The sequence below is a fragment of the Reyranella sp. genome (genome assembly GCF_965229815.1).
Lineage (GTDB): Bacteria > Pseudomonadota > Alphaproteobacteria > Reyranellales > Reyranellaceae > Reyranella.
The window spans coordinates 1,966,827-1,983,119 of record NZ_CBDDJN010000006.1; the positions used below are offsets into that span (position 1 = coordinate 1,966,827).

Annotated in this window: 14 protein-coding genes; 3 read left to right on the forward strand and 11 right to left on the reverse strand. The window is 66.7% G+C overall.

The window, feature by feature from the left end; all coding sequences use genetic code 11:
• Positions 1–110 precede the first annotated feature (110 nt).
• Positions 111–1,622 (forward strand): ATP-binding protein, encoded by a 1,512-nt coding sequence (locus ACO073_RS20650; protein WP_421999867.1) that lies wholly within the window; start codon positions 111–113, stop codon positions 1,620–1,622.
• Positions 1,623–1,652: 30 nt separating this feature from the next.
• Here ACO073_RS20650 and ACO073_RS20655 read toward each other — a convergent pair whose 3' ends face one another.
• From ACO073_RS20655 to gor, 4 genes are all read right to left on the reverse strand, one after another.
• The gene (locus ACO073_RS20655) at positions 1,653–2,282 is read right to left on the reverse strand and encodes a glutathione S-transferase family protein (RefSeq protein WP_421999869.1); all 630 of its coding nucleotides are present in this window, start codon (positions 2,280–2,282) and stop codon (positions 1,653–1,655) included.
• Between the two features lie 104 nt (positions 2,283–2,386).
• Positions 2,387–3,538 carry a hypothetical protein gene (locus tag ACO073_RS20660; RefSeq protein WP_421999871.1) on the reverse strand — a complete coding sequence of 384 codons (1,152 nt, stop codon included), beginning with the start codon at positions 3,536–3,538 and terminating at the stop codon, positions 2,387–2,389.
• Positions 3,539–3,574: 36 nt separating this feature from the next.
• The gene (locus ACO073_RS20665; protein WP_421999872.1) at positions 3,575–5,011 is read right to left on the reverse strand and encodes a class II 3-deoxy-7-phosphoheptulonate synthase; all 1,437 of its coding nucleotides are present in this window, start codon (positions 5,009–5,011) and stop codon (positions 3,575–3,577) included.
• A 101-nt stretch (positions 5,012–5,112) separates the two neighbouring features.
• Positions 5,113–6,498 (reverse strand): glutathione-disulfide reductase, encoded by a 1,386-nt coding sequence (gene gor, locus ACO073_RS20670; protein WP_421999873.1) that lies wholly within the window; start codon positions 6,496–6,498, stop codon positions 5,113–5,115.
• 137 nt (positions 6,499–6,635) lie between these two features.
• Between gor and ACO073_RS20675 the strand changes: the two genes are divergently transcribed.
• A complete protein-coding gene (locus ACO073_RS20675; protein WP_421999875.1) occupies positions 6,636–7,178 on the forward strand; it encodes an EF-hand domain-containing protein in 543 nt (180 codons plus the stop codon).
• A 71-nt stretch (positions 7,179–7,249) separates the two neighbouring features.
• Here ACO073_RS20675 and ACO073_RS20680 read toward each other — a convergent pair whose 3' ends face one another.
• From ACO073_RS20680 to ACO073_RS20710, 7 genes are all read right to left on the reverse strand, one after another.
• The gene (locus ACO073_RS20680; RefSeq protein WP_421999877.1) at positions 7,250–8,476 is read right to left on the reverse strand and encodes an ABC transporter substrate-binding protein; all 1,227 of its coding nucleotides are present in this window, start codon (positions 8,474–8,476) and stop codon (positions 7,250–7,252) included.
• A 176-nt stretch (positions 8,477–8,652) separates the two neighbouring features.
• The gene (locus tag ACO073_RS20685) at positions 8,653–9,873 is read right to left on the reverse strand and encodes an ABC transporter substrate-binding protein (RefSeq protein ID WP_421999879.1); all 1,221 of its coding nucleotides are present in this window, start codon (positions 9,871–9,873) and stop codon (positions 8,653–8,655) included.
• 107 nt (positions 9,874–9,980) lie between these two features.
• Entirely contained in the window at positions 9,981–11,153 is a 1,173-nt protein-coding gene (locus tag ACO073_RS20690) for an ABC transporter substrate-binding protein (RefSeq protein ID WP_421999881.1), read from the reverse strand.
• Positions 11,154–11,374: 221 nt separating this feature from the next.
• Positions 11,375–12,379 carry a branched-chain amino acid ABC transporter permease gene (locus tag ACO073_RS20695; protein WP_421999883.1) on the reverse strand — a complete coding sequence of 335 codons (1,005 nt, stop codon included), beginning with the start codon at positions 12,377–12,379 and terminating at the stop codon, positions 11,375–11,377.
• 1 nt (position 12,380) lies between these two features.
• Positions 12,381–13,286 (reverse strand): branched-chain amino acid ABC transporter permease, encoded by a 906-nt coding sequence (locus ACO073_RS20700; protein WP_421999885.1) that lies wholly within the window; start codon positions 13,284–13,286, stop codon positions 12,381–12,383.
• Positions 13,287–13,295: 9 nt separating this feature from the next.
• Positions 13,296–14,009 carry an ABC transporter ATP-binding protein gene (locus ACO073_RS20705; protein ID WP_421999887.1) on the reverse strand — a complete coding sequence of 238 codons (714 nt, stop codon included), beginning with the start codon at positions 14,007–14,009 and terminating at the stop codon, positions 13,296–13,298.
• Positions 14,009–14,797 carry an ABC transporter ATP-binding protein gene (locus tag ACO073_RS20710; protein WP_421999889.1) on the reverse strand — a complete coding sequence of 263 codons (789 nt, stop codon included), beginning with the start codon at positions 14,795–14,797 and terminating at the stop codon, positions 14,009–14,011. Before ACO073_RS20710 ends, ACO073_RS20705 begins: the two co-directional genes overlap by 1 nt.
• 257 nt (positions 14,798–15,054) lie before the next feature.
• On the opposite strand from ACO073_RS20710, the gene ACO073_RS20715 reads away from it, so the two are divergent.
• The gene (locus tag ACO073_RS20715; RefSeq protein ID WP_421999891.1) at positions 15,055–16,176 is read left to right on the forward strand and encodes a hypothetical protein; all 1,122 of its coding nucleotides are present in this window, start codon (positions 15,055–15,057) and stop codon (positions 16,174–16,176) included.
• Positions 16,177–16,293: the final 117 nt, after the last annotated feature.

Genomic DNA, 16,293 nt, shown 5'->3' on the forward strand with positions numbered 1-16,293 from the left:
CTTTCCCTCCGGCACAGGTTTCCCTGCCGCCGAGCGCGAAGGCGTTTCGCGCTGCCCGGTCGGCGGCGGACCGCGCCATCGCGAACGAGCGAAACGCCATCCTCAACGCGTTGCCCATGCGGCTGGCGCTGCTCAGTCCCGCCGGCGTGATCGAAGTCGTCAACAAGGTCTGGGAGGACTATTTCCCACGGCTCGGCGGCGACGTCGGCTGCAGGATCGGCGAGGTCTATGCCGACTACTGGAGATCGGAGAAGGTCCGCGGCCGGGTCGACGGCGACGAGGCGATCCGGGGCATCGAGGCGGTGCTGCGGCAGGAAACGAAGATTTTCTCGTGGGAGTACGAGCTGCCGACCCGCAAGGGGCGGCGCTGGTATCGACTCGTCGTCTCTCCCCTGGTGGGAGGAATCCAGACCGGCGCCATGGTCATGCAGGGGGACATCACCGAGCGCAAGAAGACGGAGGAGGCTCACCGGCTGGCCGACGAGAAGATCACGCAGATGCAGCGCCTCGATGCGATCGGGCAGCTGACCGGCGGCGTCGCCCACGACTTCAACAACCTGCTTACCGTCATCATGGGCAAGGCCGAGCTGCTGCAGGACAGTCTCGACGAGGCCGACGGACGTCGGCGCTGGGCGGACGACCTGTTCACCGCGGCAGAACGAGGCGCCACGCTCACGCAGCGCCTGCTGGCCTTTGCCCGTCGCCAGGCGCTGCAGCCCCGCCGGGTGGACGTGGTCGCCCTGCTGGAGAGCACCACCGCCCTGCTCCGGCGCTCCCTGGGAGAGCACATCGGCGTCGTCCTTCCGGAAGACAGGTCGCCGCGATTCGTCCGGGCGGACGCGCCTCAGCTCGAGAACGTCGTGATCAACCTCTGCGTCAATGCTCGGGATGCAATGCCGAACGGTGGCACCATCACGTTCGAGGTCGACGAGGTCGTCGTGACGGAGCTCGAAGCGACCCGAAGCCCCGACGTGACCGCGGGGCGGTACATCCGCATCGCCGTCGCCGATACAGGCGACGGCATGGACGAAGCGACGGCCCAGCGCTGCTTCGAACCGTTCTTCACCACCAAAGCCGTCGGCAAGGGGACCGGGCTCGGACTGAGCATGGTCTATGGCTTCGCCAAGCAGTCGATGGGGTCGGTAGCCCTCCGCTCGACTCCCGGGAACGGCACCCGGGTGATCCTGCTGCTTCCGCGATCGGACGACCTGCCGCAGGCGGCCACGGAAGCCGAGGAAGAGACGGCGCCCAACGGGTCCGGCGAGCATGTCCTCATCGTCGAAGACAATCCGATGGTGAGCCGCCACGTCACCGAGCAGATCGCGAGCCTCGGCTACCGGGTTCGCACGGCATCGAACGCGGCCGAGGCTCTCGCCACGATCGAGTCGGCGGACCGCATCGACCTGCTGTTCACCGACATCGTCCTGTCGGGAGGCATGAACGGCCTCGAGCTGGTCGAAGCGGCACGAGCATTGAAACCGGACCTGCACGTACTCCTGACGTCCGGTTACGCCGAGGCGCTCGAGCATGCGGCAAGGTCGCGATTCACCGAATCCCTGCTCGCCAAGCCGTATCGAAAGCTCGCGCTGGCGCGAAAGCTCCATGCCGCCCTCGCGGCATGAGGTTTCTCGCAGAGCCCGGCTGACCGCGGGTCACGCCGCGACGAGAACGTTCTGCTCGCGCTCGAGAACGCGGCGCACGGCCGGCCGGGCCAGCATGCGGTCCTTCCACGCCGTGTAGTTCTTCAGCTCCTCGACCGGCAGGCCGATGCGCTTGCCCCAGCCGTAGAAGACCAGGGCGTAGCCGTCGACGACGCTGAACTTGTCGCCCAGGATCCACTCCTTGCCGGCCAGCATCCCGTCGATCTCCTTCAGGGCGTTGAAGAAGTTGTCGCGGCCGACCGACTTCAGGTGGTCGAACACGGCGGTGTCGGTGGCGAAGCGCTCGGGGCGAGCGATGTGCGTGAAGGCCGGGTGCACGTTGTTGGAGAACCAGGCCATCAGGGAGATGGCGCGCGCCCGCTGCACCGGATCCGATGGCATGAGCTGCGGCGCGTATTTGGCCGCGACGAAGTCGAGGATGGCGGTGTTCTCGACGATCGTGCCGTCGTCGATCGCCAGCGCCGGCACGCGGCCGCGCGGGTTGATCTTCAGGTACTCCGGCGTCCTCTGCTCGCTCTTGGCGAAGCTCAGCGCCTGCGAATCGTATTTGGCCCCGCTTTCCTCGAGGGCGATGTGCGACGCCGTCGAGCAGGCGCCGGGGGCGTAGTAGAGCTTGAGCATTGTTGAACTCCCTTGATGTTCGAGCGACCGCTGTCGTCCCGAGCGAAGCGCCTGCCCTGAGCGAAGCCGAAGGGAGGGCGCTGCGCTCGGGATGACACAAACTGCTACAGCGGCTGCGTCGCGCCGTTGGTCGAGCGCACGCGGTGCAGGAATTCGCGGCCGACCTTGACGCGCTTGTCGCCGTCGTACTCGACGATGTCGGCGGTGGCGTAGGTCTCGGTCCAGTTGGACGGCAGGAAGGAGCCCGAGCCCACCACGTCGATCGGCGCCTTGGCCTCTGCCATGACGCGGCACTTCGCAGGGCCGAAGCCCGACGAGGCCACGATCTTCACCTTGTCGAAGCCCGCGCCGTCGAGCGCGGCGCGCAGGTGGAAGATCGCCGCCGCCGACACGCCGGTGCCGACGAGGTAGCGCAGCTCCGCCTCGCTGCGATAGCCGCGGATCGATTCGGGCGAGAAGCGCTCCAGCACCGCATAGGAGGTCGCCGGATCCAGCCCCTCGATGTAGCGGCCGCCTGTCGTGTCGAGGCGCAGCGAGAGGTTGCCCGCGGCCGCGAGCTCGGGGAAGCGCCGGCAGACCTCGAGCGAATCGGAGATCTCGCGGGCGAAGTAGTCGACGAGCACGGTCATCGCCTCGCCGGGAAAGGTCTCGTGGTACATCTCGGCGGCACGCACGGTCGATCCGGCATAGCCGATCAGGGCGTGCGGCATGGTGCCGAGCCCCTTGTCGCGGCCGAAGAAGTGCGCCGTCGCATGGGTCGCGTTGCCGATGAAGCCCACCGCGCCGACCTTGCGCCTGGCCCGCGCCGATCCCACCGAGGCGGCATAGGCCATCATCTCGGCCATCTCCTGGCCCGCGCAGTGGCGCGCATCCATCGCCAGGAACGCCGATTTCGGCATGTCGGCGCACATCGTCCAGGCGTTGTAGGCCGCCACGCAGGCCGGCCCGAGCTTCTGCAGGAAGATCGTCTCGAGGTCGACGAGGTGAAAGAACGAGCCGGTGATGTACATCATCGGCTCGCCGGCGCCGACCCACTTGCCCTCGCCGTAGCGCAAGTCGAGATCGACCGCGGTGTTGCGCGAGCGGCCGAGCTCCTCCAGCCATTCAAGGGCCAGCCGCGGCGCGAACACGACCGGGCGCCGCATGAAGATCGCGTAGGTGACACGGCTGTCGCCGAAACGGCCGATCACCTGCTTGGTGCGATTGAAGTAGTGGTCGGTGAATCGTTCGATCTCACCGTCCGACGGATGCATCATGGCCCTCCCCCTCGAGCTCGCCGCCGTCCGCCGCCCTCAGGCCGCCGGTCTCGCCCGGGCCACCGCCAGCCGCTCCGACTTGAGCTGCTCGGCCAGCAGGAAGGCAAGCTCCAGGGCCTGGCTGGCGTTCAGTCGGGGATCGCACTGCGTCTCGTAGCGCTCGGCGAGGTTGTCGACGGTGATGTCGACGGCGCCGCCGACGCATTCGGTGACTTCCTGGCCGGTCATCTCGAAGTGGACGCCTCCGGGATGCGTGCCCTCGGCCCGGTGCGCGGCGAAGAAGTCCTTCACCTCGCGCAGGATCGAGTCGAAGTGCCGGGTCTTCCGGCCGTTGGTCGCGGTGACGGTGTTGCCGTGCATCGGATCGCACGACCAGACGACCGAGCGGCCCTCCTTCTTGGCCGCGCGCAGCAGCGCCGGCAGCTTGTCGCCCACCTTGTCGGCGCCCATGCGCGCGATGATGACGATGCGGCCGGGCTCGTTGGCCGGGTTGAGCGCCTCGTTCAGGCGCAGGAAGTCGTCGACCGAGAGGCTCGGGCCGGCCTTGAAGCCGAGCGGGTTGCGCACGCCGCGGAGGAACTCGACATGGGCGCCGTCGGGCTGGCGGGTGCGGTCGCCGATCCACAGCATGTGGGCCGAGCAGTCGTACCAGTCGCCCGACGTGGAATCGACGCGGGTCAGCGCCTCCTCGTAGGGCAGCAGCAGCGCCTCGTGGCTGGTGAAGAAGTCGGTCTCGGCGATCTGCGGCGTCGTGGCCGAGGTGAGCCCGCAGGCAGCCATGAAGTTCAGCGTCTCGTCGAGGCGGGCCGCAAGATCGTGGTAGCGCTCCGACGCCGGCGAGGCGCGCACGAAGTCGAGGTTCCAGCGGTTGACCTCGTGCAGGTCGGCATAACCGCCCTGGGCGAAGGCGCGCAGCAGGTTGAGGGTCGCCGCCGACTGGTTGTAGGCCTGCACCATGCGCTCGGGATCGGGCAGGCGCGACTGGGCGGTGAACTCGAAGCCGTTGACGTTGTCGCCGCGGTAGGACGGCAGCTCGACCTCGCCCTGCTTCTCGACGTTCGAGGAGCGCGGCTTGGCGAACTGGCCGGCCATGCGGCCGACCTTGACCACGGGAACGCCGGCGCCATAGGTCAGGACGACGGCCATCTGCAGCAGCACGCGGAACGTGTCGCGGATGTTGTTGGCGGTGAAGTCGGCGAAACTCTCGGCGCAGTCGCCGCCCTGCAGCAGGAAGGCCTCGCCGGCCGCCACCTTGGCGAGCGCCGTGGTGAGCTTGCGGGCCTCGCCGGCGAAGACCAGCGGCGGATAGCGCCGCAGCCGCGCCTCGACGCCGCCCAGCGCGGCGGCATCGGCATAGACCGGCATCTGCTGCGCCGGGCGGCCCCGCCAGCTCGTCGGCGTCCAGTCAGGTGCGCGCGTGCTGCGGGACTGCGCCTTCGCAGCCGTGCGGGACGGGCTCTGGATCGCGGTCATCTCTTCTTCCTCCTCGTCCCGGCGATCGTCCGGCCGCCGGGGGTCGTGAACCTATACGGGGTGTGGATAAAAGGCCAGCTTCCGGCCTTCCTGCCCCGCCCCTACTCCGCGGCTCTCGCCCGCGGCGCGGGCTCGGCGCGGGCCGTGCGCATGGTGACGAACTCCTCGCCGGCGGTCGGATGGATGCCGACCGTGGCGTCGAACTGCGCCTTGGTGGCGCCGGCCTTCACCGCGACGGCGAGGCCCTGGATCAGCTCGGCGGCATCGTCGCCCACCATGTGGACGCCGACCACGCGGTCGGTCGCGGCCTCGACCACCAGCTTCATGAAGGTGCGCTGCTCGCGGCCCGAGATGGTGGCCTTCATCGGCCGGAAGGCCGAGGCGAAGATCCGCACCTCGCCCAGCCGCATGCGCGCCTCCTCCTCGGTCAGGCCGACCGTGGCGAGCTCGGGCTGGCTGAACACGGCGGACGGCACGTCGCGATGATCGGGCTTGCGCGGCCGGTTGCCGAACTCGGTGTCGGCGAAGCAATGGCCTTCCATCAGCGCCACCGGCGTGAGGTTGATGCGGTCGGTGACGTCGCCCACCGCCCAGATGTTGGGCACGGTCGTCCGCGACCATTCGTCGACCGCGATGGCGCCCGCCTTGTCGAGCTGCACGCCGACCTTCTCGAGGCCGATACCGGCCGTGTTGGGAGCGCGGCCCGTGGCGTACATCACAAGATCGGTCTCGAACATGCCGCCGAGCTGGGTGCTCACCTGGAAGGGCGCCTTGCCGCCGCTCGCCTCGATGCGGACGATCTCGGTCTCGGTGCGCAGGCGGATGCCGCTCGAGCGCAGGCCCTCGTTGACCGCCGTGCGGCACTCCTCGTCGAAGCCGCGCAGCACCCGGTCGCGGCGCAGCACGATGTCGACCTCGCAGCCCAGGCCGTTGAAGATGCCGGCGAACTCGACCGCGATGAAGCCGCCGCCGACCAGCGCGATGCGCTTCGGCAGTTCGGCCAGGTGAAAGGCCTCGTTGGAGGAGATCGCCCATTCCTTGCCGGGAACGTCGGGCGAGACGGGATGGCCGCCGGTCGCCACCAGGATCTTCTCGGCCGTCACCGTCTCCTCGCCGATCGCGATCGTGTGGCGGTCCATCAGCCGGCCGCGTCCCAGGTGCAGCTTCACGCCGGCGCTCTCGAGCAGGCGGATATAGACGCCGTTCAGCCGGTCGACCTCCTTGGCGACGTTGTCGCGCAGCGTCTCCCAGGAATGGGTGGGCGTCGGCACCGTCCAGCCGAACGGCGCGGCGTCCTCGAACTCGTGGGCGAACTTCGAGCCGTAGACCAGCAGCTTCTTCGGCACGCAGCCCCGGATCACGCAGGTCCCGCCGACGCGAAAATCCTCGCAGATGCCCACCCGCGCGCCATGGGCGGCGGCGATGCGCGAGGCCCGAACGCCGCCGGAGCCCGCTCCGATGACGAAGAGGTCGTAGTCAAACGCCATGTGGATATCCCGAGAACAAAACCACAACACGGCCCCAATTGGGACGCCGGGCCGACTATATCGACGCTTACAGGGCCGGGTAAGGGAGATGGAGACGAGAATTTCCGTCTTCCGATACAACCTTACGGAGAGACACGATGTCGAAGTTCCCCCGCCTGTCCATCGGCCTGCCCCTCGTCCTGCCGCTCGCCGCGCTCGTGCTGCTGGCAGGCCCGGTCCGGGCCCAGCCCAGCGGCCCGCCGTCCGCCGAGTCGCCGGCCGCCCGGCCCGCGCCCGCCAGCCCGGCCCGCGCGCAAACCGCCCCCGGGCCGGCCGGCCGCCCCGCACGCGGGATCATGCGCTACGACAGCAACCAGGACGGTGTGGTGGACCGGGCCGAATGGATGGCCGGGCAGGAAGCGCGCTTCCGGCAGCTCGACGCCGACCGCGACGGCAGGCTCACCCAGGACGAGCTGTTCGCCCGCTCCCGGGCGACGCCGGCGAACGCCGTCCTGCCGTCCGACCGCGAGGCGCAGCGCCAGTCCGCCTACTTCCAGCGCCTCGACGCGGACAAGGACGGCAGCGTGAGCCAGGCCGAGTTCATCGCCCAGGCGGAGCGCAACTTCGCGCGCTGCGACGCCGACAAGGACGGTCGCACCGATGCGGCGGAGTGCCGGCAGGCCCTGCAGCGCAACCGCTGAAGCCTGGCCCCTGCCGGACATGAGAAAGGCCGCCTCGCGGCGGCCTTTCCCTCGATTTAGCGCAAGCCGCTCTAGCTGCTCTCGGCGTGCATGACGTCGCCGAACAGCTCCCAGCTCTCGCCCTTGAAGCGCTGCAGCTGCACCGCCTGGATGGGATAGAAGTCGGTCGGGCTGGTCGAGATCGTGATGCCCGGCAGCAGCATCGGCAGCTTGAACTTCTTGAAGCTGGCCGCCTGCTTCATGAGGTTCTCGCGGGTCAGCTCGTTGCCGCAGCGCTTCAGCGTCTCGTGCATCAGATGCGCCACGGCATAGGCGAAGACGTTGGAGCCGTCCGACAGGCTGGCGCCGGAATTGTGCTTGGTCATCCAGGCCTTCCACGCCTTCATGTCGTCATTGCCGTCCCACTGGCTGTCCGTCGGGTCCATCAGGTAGGCCGCCGTGATGACGCCCTGCACGTTGTCGAAGCCGGCCGGCTTCATGACGGTCGCGACGCTGACCGACACGTTGTTGAGGTACTGCGCCGGCTTCCAGCCGATGTCGCCCGCCTTGCGCATGGCCTGGGCGGCGAACTTCGGCGTCGAGATGTTGAAGAAGACGTTGGCACCCGAATCCTTGAGCTGGATGACCTGGCTGTCGACCGTCGGGTCGGTGACCTCGTAGGTCACGTGCTTGACGACGCGGCCGACCTCCTTGCCGAGGCCGTCGCGCAGGCCTTCCCAGTAGTCCTTGCCGTAATCGTCGTTCTGCATCAGCACGCCGATCTTGGCATCCTTGACGTTGGCCAGCATGTGCTTGGCGTAGATGACGGCCTCGGTGTGGTAGTCGGGCTGGAAGCCCATCGTCCACGGGAACTCCTTGGGCTTGCCCCACTTCGAGGCGCCGGTCGCGACGTAGAGCTGCGGCACCTTCTTGGCGTTCATGTACTTGTGGATCGCCGTGTTGGTCGGCGTGCCGAGCGTGTTGAACAGGCACAGGACCTTGTCCTGCTCGACGAGCTGACGCACCAGCTCGACCGTCTTCGGCGGGCTGTAGCCGTCGTCCAGCGTGATGAAGTCGATCTTGCGACCGTTGATGCCGCCCTGCTCGTTGACGTACTTCCAGTACGCCTGGAGCGTCTTGCCGATCACACCATAGGCCGAGGCCGGACCGCTGTAGGGGTTGGTGTGCCCGATCTTGATTTCGGTGTCGGTGGCGCCGTCTGAATACTTCTTGGCACCCTGGGCGAACGAAGCGCCCGATGCGGAGAGAACTGCGACAGTCGAAACGCCGCCGAGAAAGGTACGCCTATTGGTCTTCAACGTTAGCCTCCTGTACTTATGTTTTTTACGGGAGGCAGGGTCGCGCGAAATCGCGGCGCGGAAAAGCGAAAAACTCGCCCTGCGATATACAGTTTTTCAATGTTGCATGGCGGAAGCGGGCAAAAGGAAGGCCGCCCGGTGGCGGTCGGCCTTCCCACAGGCTGTGAAACCGGCCGTCAGGTGCTCTCGGCCGACATGATCTCGCCGAACAGTTCCCAGGTCTCGCCCTTGAAGCGCTGAAGCTGCACCGCCTGGAGGGGATAGAAATCCGTCGCGCTGGTCGAGACGGTGATCCCGGGCAGCAGCATGGGCACGCGGAACTTCTGGAAGCCGGCCGCCTGCTTCATGAGGTTGGCGCGGGTGAGCGTGTCGCCGCAGCGCTTCAGCGTCTCGGTCATGAGAAAGGCCACGGCGTAGCCGTAGATGTGGTTGGCGTCGGCCTTGTTGGCCTGCGGCATGTGCTTGTCCATCCACGCCCGCCAGGCCTTCATCTCCTCGTTGCCGTCCCACTGATGGTCGGTCGCATCCATGAGATAGGCGGCCGTGATGATGCCCTGGGCGTTCTCGTAGCCCGCCGGCTTCATGACCGCCGCCACCGACGCAGAGACGTTGTTGAGATAGTGCGCCGGCTGCCAGCCGAGATCCGCCGCCTTGCGGATGCCCTGGGCGGCGGCCTTCGGGCCCGAAACGTTGAAGAAGACGTTGGCGCCCGAGTTCTTGAGCTGGATGATCTGGCTGTCGACCGTGGGATCCGTCGCCTCGAACGTCACGATCTTGACGATCCTGTCGACGTCTTTGCCGAGGCCTTCCTTGAACCCGTCGAGATAGTCGCGTCCGTAGTCGTCGTTCTGGTGCAGCACGCCGATCTTCGGATCCTTGACGTTGGCCATGAGGTGCTTGGCGTAGATGATCGCCTCGGTGCGGTAGTCGGGCTGGAAGCCCATCGTCCACGGGAAGTGCTTGGGATCGCCCCACTTCGACGCGCCGGTCGCGACATAGAGCTGAGGCACCTTCCTGGTGTTCATGTACTTGTGAATCGCCGTGTTGCACGGCGTGCCGAGCGACTGGAAGAGCGCGAAGATCTTGTCCTGCTCGACCAGCTGGCGGACCATCTCGACCGTCTTGGGCGGGCTGTAGCCGTCGTCGAGGGAGATGAACTTCACCTTGCGGCCGTTGATTCCGCCCGCGTCGTTGACGGACTTGAAGAAGGTATCGATCGTCCGGGCGATCGCGGCATAGGACGAGGCCGGACCGCTGTAGGGATTGGTGTTGCCGATCCTGATCTCGGCGTCGGTGACGCCCTCGTCGTACTTCTTCTCGGCCAGCGCCGCGGAGGAACCGGAAAGCACGGCCAGCGCCGAGGCGCCGCCGACGAACTGCCGCCTTGTCGTCGTCACTTGGGGACTCCCTAGCTATCGTTCTTGTTGCCTCCAGTCTGATCCGGTTCCGGGCAAAAAAGAAGGCCGCCTTTCGGCGGCCTTCGCTCGGCAGGAGCCGACAGTCCCTATGAACCTTCGGCCGACATGATGTCCCCGAACAGATCCCAGGTCTCGCCCTTGAACTGGGCGAGCTTGACCGACTGGATCGGGTAGTAGTCGGTCGCGCTGGTGCTGATGGTGATGCCCGGGATCAGCATGGGCAGCCGGTACTTCTGGTAGTTGGCCGCCTGCTTCATGACGTTCTCGCGCGTGAGGTTGTCGCCGCACTTCTTCAGCGTCTCGTGCATGAGGTTCGAGACGGCGTAGCCGAAGACATGGTTGACGTCGGCCAGGTTGGCGCCCGGCATCCACTTGCCCATCCAGGCCTTCCACGCCTTGAAGTCGTCGTTGTTCTCCCACTGCTTGTCGGTGGGATCCATGAGGTACTGGGCGGTGACGATGCCCTGGCTGTTCTCGAAGCCCGCCGGCTTCATCACAGAGCCGACCGAGGCCGACACGTTGTTGAGGTACTGCGCCGGCTTCCAGCCGAGATCGGCCGCCTTGCGGATCGCCTGGGCGGCTGCCTTGGGCGTCGCGATGTTGAAGAAGGCGTTGGCGCCGGAATCCTTGAGCTGGATGACCTGGCTGTCGACCGTCGGATCCGTCACCTCGTAGGTCACGTGCTTGACGATCTTGTCGGCGTCCTTGCCGAGCCCTTCCTTGAAGCCTTCGTAGTAGTCCTTGCCGTAGTCGTCGTTCTGCATCAGCACGGCGATCTTCGGATCCTTGACGTTGGCCAGGAGGTGCTTGGCGTAGATCTTGCCCTCGGTGTGGTAGTCGGGCTGGAAGCCCATCGTCCACGGGAAGTGCTTGGGATCGCCCCACTTCGACGCACCGGTGGCGACGTAGAGCATCGGCACCTTCTTCACGTTCATGTACTTGTGTATCGCCGTGTTGGTCGGCGTGCCGAGCGTGTTGAAGGTGCACAGCACCTTGTCCTGCTCGACCAGACGGCGAACCAGTTCGACCATCTTCGGCGGCGAGTAGCCATCATCCAGCGTGATGAAGTTGATCTTGCGGCCGTTGATGCCGCCTGCCTCGTTCACGCTCTTCCAGTAGGCCTCGATCGTCTTGCCGATCTGGCCGTAGGCCGATGCCGGGCCGCTGTACGGTCCGGTGTGGCCAATCTTGATCTCGGTGTCGGTCGCACCGTCGGAATACTTCTTCTGCGCGAAAGCCGCAGTCGAACCGGAAAGCAAGGCAAACGCCGAAACGCCACCCACGAAACCACGCCTACTCGTTTCCACCACACACCTCCATGTTTTCAGATGGCCGCGAGTTTCTTTCAGAATCGCGGAAAAAAGAAGGCCGCGGGGTTGCGGCCTTCCGCATCACGGACATGTTGCACGCTGTCGCCGCACCGATTGTACGCCGCAAGAGTGGATAGAATTTCCCCCTGCCGGTCAGGCCGCGGCGCCCCTCAGCCGCGCGCGGCGCGCAGGCGGCGCCAGGCCATGTAGATGCCGCCGGCAATTCCCATGGGCATCAGGTAGATGATGCCGACCAGCAGCACGCCGAACACGGTATAGGCCGACAGGTCGAACGGCAGGCCGAGGTCGTTCTTGATGAACTGCGACAGGGCCTGGGCCGAGTTGTCGACCAGCACGTAGAACACGCCGCCGATCACCGAGCCGGCCAGCGAGCCGATGCCGCCCACGACCAGGCCGATCAGGAACTTGATCGACAGGAAGATGTTGAAGCTGTCGGGCGCGACGAAGGCGATGGCCGAGGCCGAAAGCGCGCCGGCGATGCCGGTATAGGCCGCGCTGATCCCGAAGGTGACGGTCTTGTAGAGGGCGATGTCGATGCCCATCGTCTCGGCCGCCATGTTCTGGTCGCGGATCGCCATCATGGCGCGGCCGCTGCGACTGTTGAGCATGTTGGCCGCCGCCCAGTAGAGGACGATCATCACGATCAGGCAGTAGTAGTACAGCCACTGGTCCTCGCTCAGCGGCAGGCCGAACGGCACCTCGGGCTTCAGCAGCACGATGCCCTGCACGCCGCCGGTCAGGCCCTCGAGCCACTTGTATTTCAGGATCTGGGGCACCGCGAGCGCCAGCGCGAAGGTGGCGAGCGCCAGGTAATGGCCCTCGAGCTTGAGCGCCGGCAGGCCGAACAGGTAGCCGACGATGAAGCAGATGATGGCGGCTGCCGGAACGGTCGCCCAGTACGGCCACCCCGCCTGGTCCATCAGGATGGCGGCGGCATAGGCGCCCACGGCGTAGAACGCCCCGTGGCCGAGCGAGAACTGGCCATTGAAACCGGTCAGCAGGTTGAGCCCGAGCACCGCGATCGAGGCGATGATCATGGTGCTGAAGAGGAACAGCCGGTAGTCGGAGATGTAGTCGGGGAAGACCGGCTTCAGCAGCGGCGTCACCAACGCCAGGACGATCAGTCCCAGCACCCACTTCTTCGAGCCTGCCATGTCAGACCCTCTTCACGACGACGCGGCCGAACAGGCCGGCGGGCTTCACCGTCAGCACGGTGATGACGATGATGAGTGCAACCGTGAGCTTCTCGCCATTGCCGATGATGTAGATGCCGGTCGTCTTCTCGATCAGGTTGCCCGTGAAGGCCACCAGGTTCTCCAGAACGCCGACGATGAAGCCGCCGGCCACCGCGCCGGCCGGATTGGAGATGCCGCCCACCAGGGCGCTGGCAAAGGCGTAGAGCAGGATGCCGCTCATCATGTTGGGATCGAGGTAGACGATGTGGGCGACCATGATGCCCGCGACGGCGCCGACCGAGGCCGCCAATCCCCATCCCAGGGCCAGCATCCAGTCGACACGCACCCCGACCAGGCGGGCCATCTGGGGATTCTGGGCGGCCGCGCGCATCGCGAGGCCGAGCGGCGTGTAGCGGAAGAAGACGAACAGCAGGCCGAGCACGACCAGCGTGACGATGACGACGCCGAGCTGGTGCGGCCCGATGACCCCGGCGATGCCGAAGCTGCTCTTCGGGAAGGGCGAGGGATATTCCTTGATCAGGTAGCTCCAGATCGCGCCCGCCATCGAGTTGAAGATCGCCAGCAGGCCGATGAAGACCACGATGATCGACAGGATGGGCGCGCTGTGCAGCGGTCTCAGGATCAGGCGCTCGATCAGCACGCCCATGACGAAGGACAGCGCGACGGCGACGATGAAGGCCAGCCAGAAGCTCAGCCCCCAGGTCATCAGCTGCCAGCTGATGTAGGTCGAGAACATCGCCATCTCGCCCTGGGCGAAGTTGATGTGGTCGGTCGACACGTAGATCATGACCAGCGCCAGGGCGACGCAGGCATAGATGGCGCCGTTGGCGAGGCCCGAAGCGATCTGCTGGAGAAGCTGTTCCATTACGCTGCCTCAGTAGCCGAGGTAGGACTTGCGGATGGTCTCGTCGTTCTTGACCTCCGACGAGGCCCCCGACATGACGACCTTGCCGGTCTCCAGCACATAGGCGTGGTCGGCGAGGTCGAGTGCCAGGGCGGCATTCTGCTCGACGAGCAGGATGCTGACCTTCTCCTCCTCGTTGATTCGCCGGAGGATGCGGAAGATTTCGAGCACGATCAGGGGCGCCAGGCCGAACGACGGCTCGTCGAGCAGCATCAGGCGCGGCTTCAGCATCAGCGCGCGGGCGATTGCCAGCATCTGCTGCTCGCCGCCCGACAGCGTGCCGGCCTGCTGCTGGACGCGCTCCTTGAGCCTGGGAAAATAGCCGAAGACGCGGCCGAGGTCGGCCTCGACGCCGGCCTTGTCCTTGCGGGTGTAGGCGGCGATCCGCAGGTTCTCGTCGACCGTGAGCGTCGTGAAGGTGCCACGGCCTTCCGGCACGTGGGCGATGCGCAGGCGCACGATCTCCTCGGTCGCCTTGCCGACGATGTCGCGGCCCTCGAAGCGCACCGTGCCCTCGGTGCGCACCATGTTGCAGATCGCCCGCAGCGTCGTGGTCTTGCCGGCGCCGTTGGCGCCCAGCAGCGTGGTGATGCCCCCGGTCTCGATGTCGAAGCTGACGTCGTAGAGCGACTGGGTCTGCCCGTAGAACGCCTTCAGCCCCTTCACTTCCAGAAGCGCCGCCATCACGAGGTCCCCAGGTAGGCGCGGATCACCTCGGGATCGCGCTGCACTTCCGCCGGCGTGCCGTCGGCGATCTTCTTGCCGAAGTCGATCGCGACCACCTTGTCCGAGACCGACATGACCAGGCTCATGTGATGCTCGACCAGCAGCACGGTGACATGCTGCAGGTCGCGCACGCGCCGGATCTGGTTCTTCAGCACCTCGATCTCGTCGTGGTTGAGGCCGGCCGCCGGCTCGTCGAGCAGCAGCAGCTTGGGGCTGGAGGCGAGCGCGCGCGCCAGCTCGACACGCTTGCGGATCGGGAACGGCAGGCCGCCGGCGATCGCGTGGGTGAAGGGCACGAGATCCATGAACTCGATGAGCTCGAGCGCCCGCGCGGTGATGTGCGCTTCCTCGCCGGCCACCTTGGGCAGGCGCACGGCGTTGTCGAAGAAGCTCGTCGAGCTGCGGCTGTGGCAGCCGACCTTGACGTTGTCGAGCACCGACATGCGGTCGAACAGCGCGACGTTCTGGAAGGTGCGGCCGATGCCGATCCGCGGGATGTCGTGGCGGGGCCGGTTCAGGATGGTCCGGCCCTCGAACACCACGTCGCCGCCGTTCGGCGTGTAGAGGCGGCTCAGGCAGTTGAACAGGGTCGTCTTGCCGGCGCCGTTGGGCCCGATCAGACCCGCGATCTGGCCGGCGAAGACGTCGAAGGTCACGCCGTCGAGTGCCACGATGCCGCCGAAGCGAACCGAGACATCGCGGACGCTGAGGAGCGGCGAGCCGCTGGATGGTGTCGATTCTGCCATGATCACGCTATTTCGCAGCTGGGAGCATTGAACGCTCCGGCACCGCGAAATTACCCTTGCCTCCCAGTAACTTGTGACCCTTCTTCGGAGTCATTTGCCGATTCACGATGGCCTATCCGCGCCGCTCACGCAACCCCATTGGCGACTCGCCACGCTTTCGGCGCGATTGCGCCGCACATTCCATCCGCAGCGCGGACGTTGACACGTTCCGTTTTGCCGCCGATACGACTCGACCCCTCTCTTGCGGGCTGACCGCCATGAAACGTCTTTTCCGTCCCCTCCTGATCACCACTGCGGCCGTCCTGGCCCTTCCCGCCGCGGCGCAGACGCCGCCGACGCAGGGATGGCCGTCCAACCGTCCGCCCAACCAGGCAGCACCGCAGGCCAAGCCGCCTGAGGCGCCGGCCAAGCCGGGCCCCAGAGCCGCAGCGCCGGCCGCCCCGGCGGGCTCGCCGCAGGCCTCGACCCAGCCGCCGCCGGTCCCGCTGCCGCCGTGGTTCACGGAGATCGACACGGAGAAGAAGGGCGAGGTCACGCGCGCCGACTTCCTGAAGTACCGCATGAAGTCGTACGACGAGCTCGACACCAACAAGGACGGCAAGCTCTCCATCGAGGAGTTCGTCAAGGTCGCCGAGCCGCCGCTGTCCAAGGACGTGCCCGGCGGCCCGTCGCTCGAGGAGAGGCGCAACCGCGCCCGCGCCGAGTTCCACAACCTCGACACCAACCGCGACGGCTTCGTCGAGCGCGGCGAGGCCGAGGCGCTGGTCCACGCCGAGTTCAACCAGTACGACACGGACCGGGACAACAAGGTCACCGAGCCCGAGGTCCGGCTGATCGTGCAGCGCGCGATGGCCCGGGAGGCCGCCGAGCGCCAGCAGGTCGAGCAGAAGCGGCGCCAGGGCATGGCTGCCATCAACGACTTCATCGACATGCAGCTGCGCGAGGCCGACAAGATCGACAAGAACGGCGACGGCAAGATCAGCCAGCAGGAGTACCTGGTGCTCGCCGGACCGGCCGACGGGCCGCAGGCCAAGGGGCTGCTGCCCTACGACCTGCGCAAGAAGCTGGTGCTCCGCAAGTTCGGCGAGATCGACACCAACAAGGACGGCCAGCTCGACCGCGTCGAGCTGACGGGCTCGGCAGTCAAGCAGTTCGCCGACATCGACGAGAACCACGACCGCTTCCTGACCGAGGACGAGTTCAAGAAGGCGCAGGAGAACGAGACCAAGAAGATGCGGGCGATCCTCCAGGCGATGCAGCCGGCCCAGCCGGCGGCGCCCCCGCGCCCGGCCCCCGCGCCGGCCCAGCCGCGCTCGGTGCCGATCGCTCCCACGACGCCGTCCGGCCTGGCGCCCGGCCTGCCGCAGGGCACGCGTTAGCGCGCAACGACTTGAGATCGATCGCGGCCGTGCTGGGGACATCCACGTCCGTGGTCAGGATCATGTTCTTCTGGACCGCGGGCCTCCAGGCCCGCTCATGATCATGAGCGAGCCTGG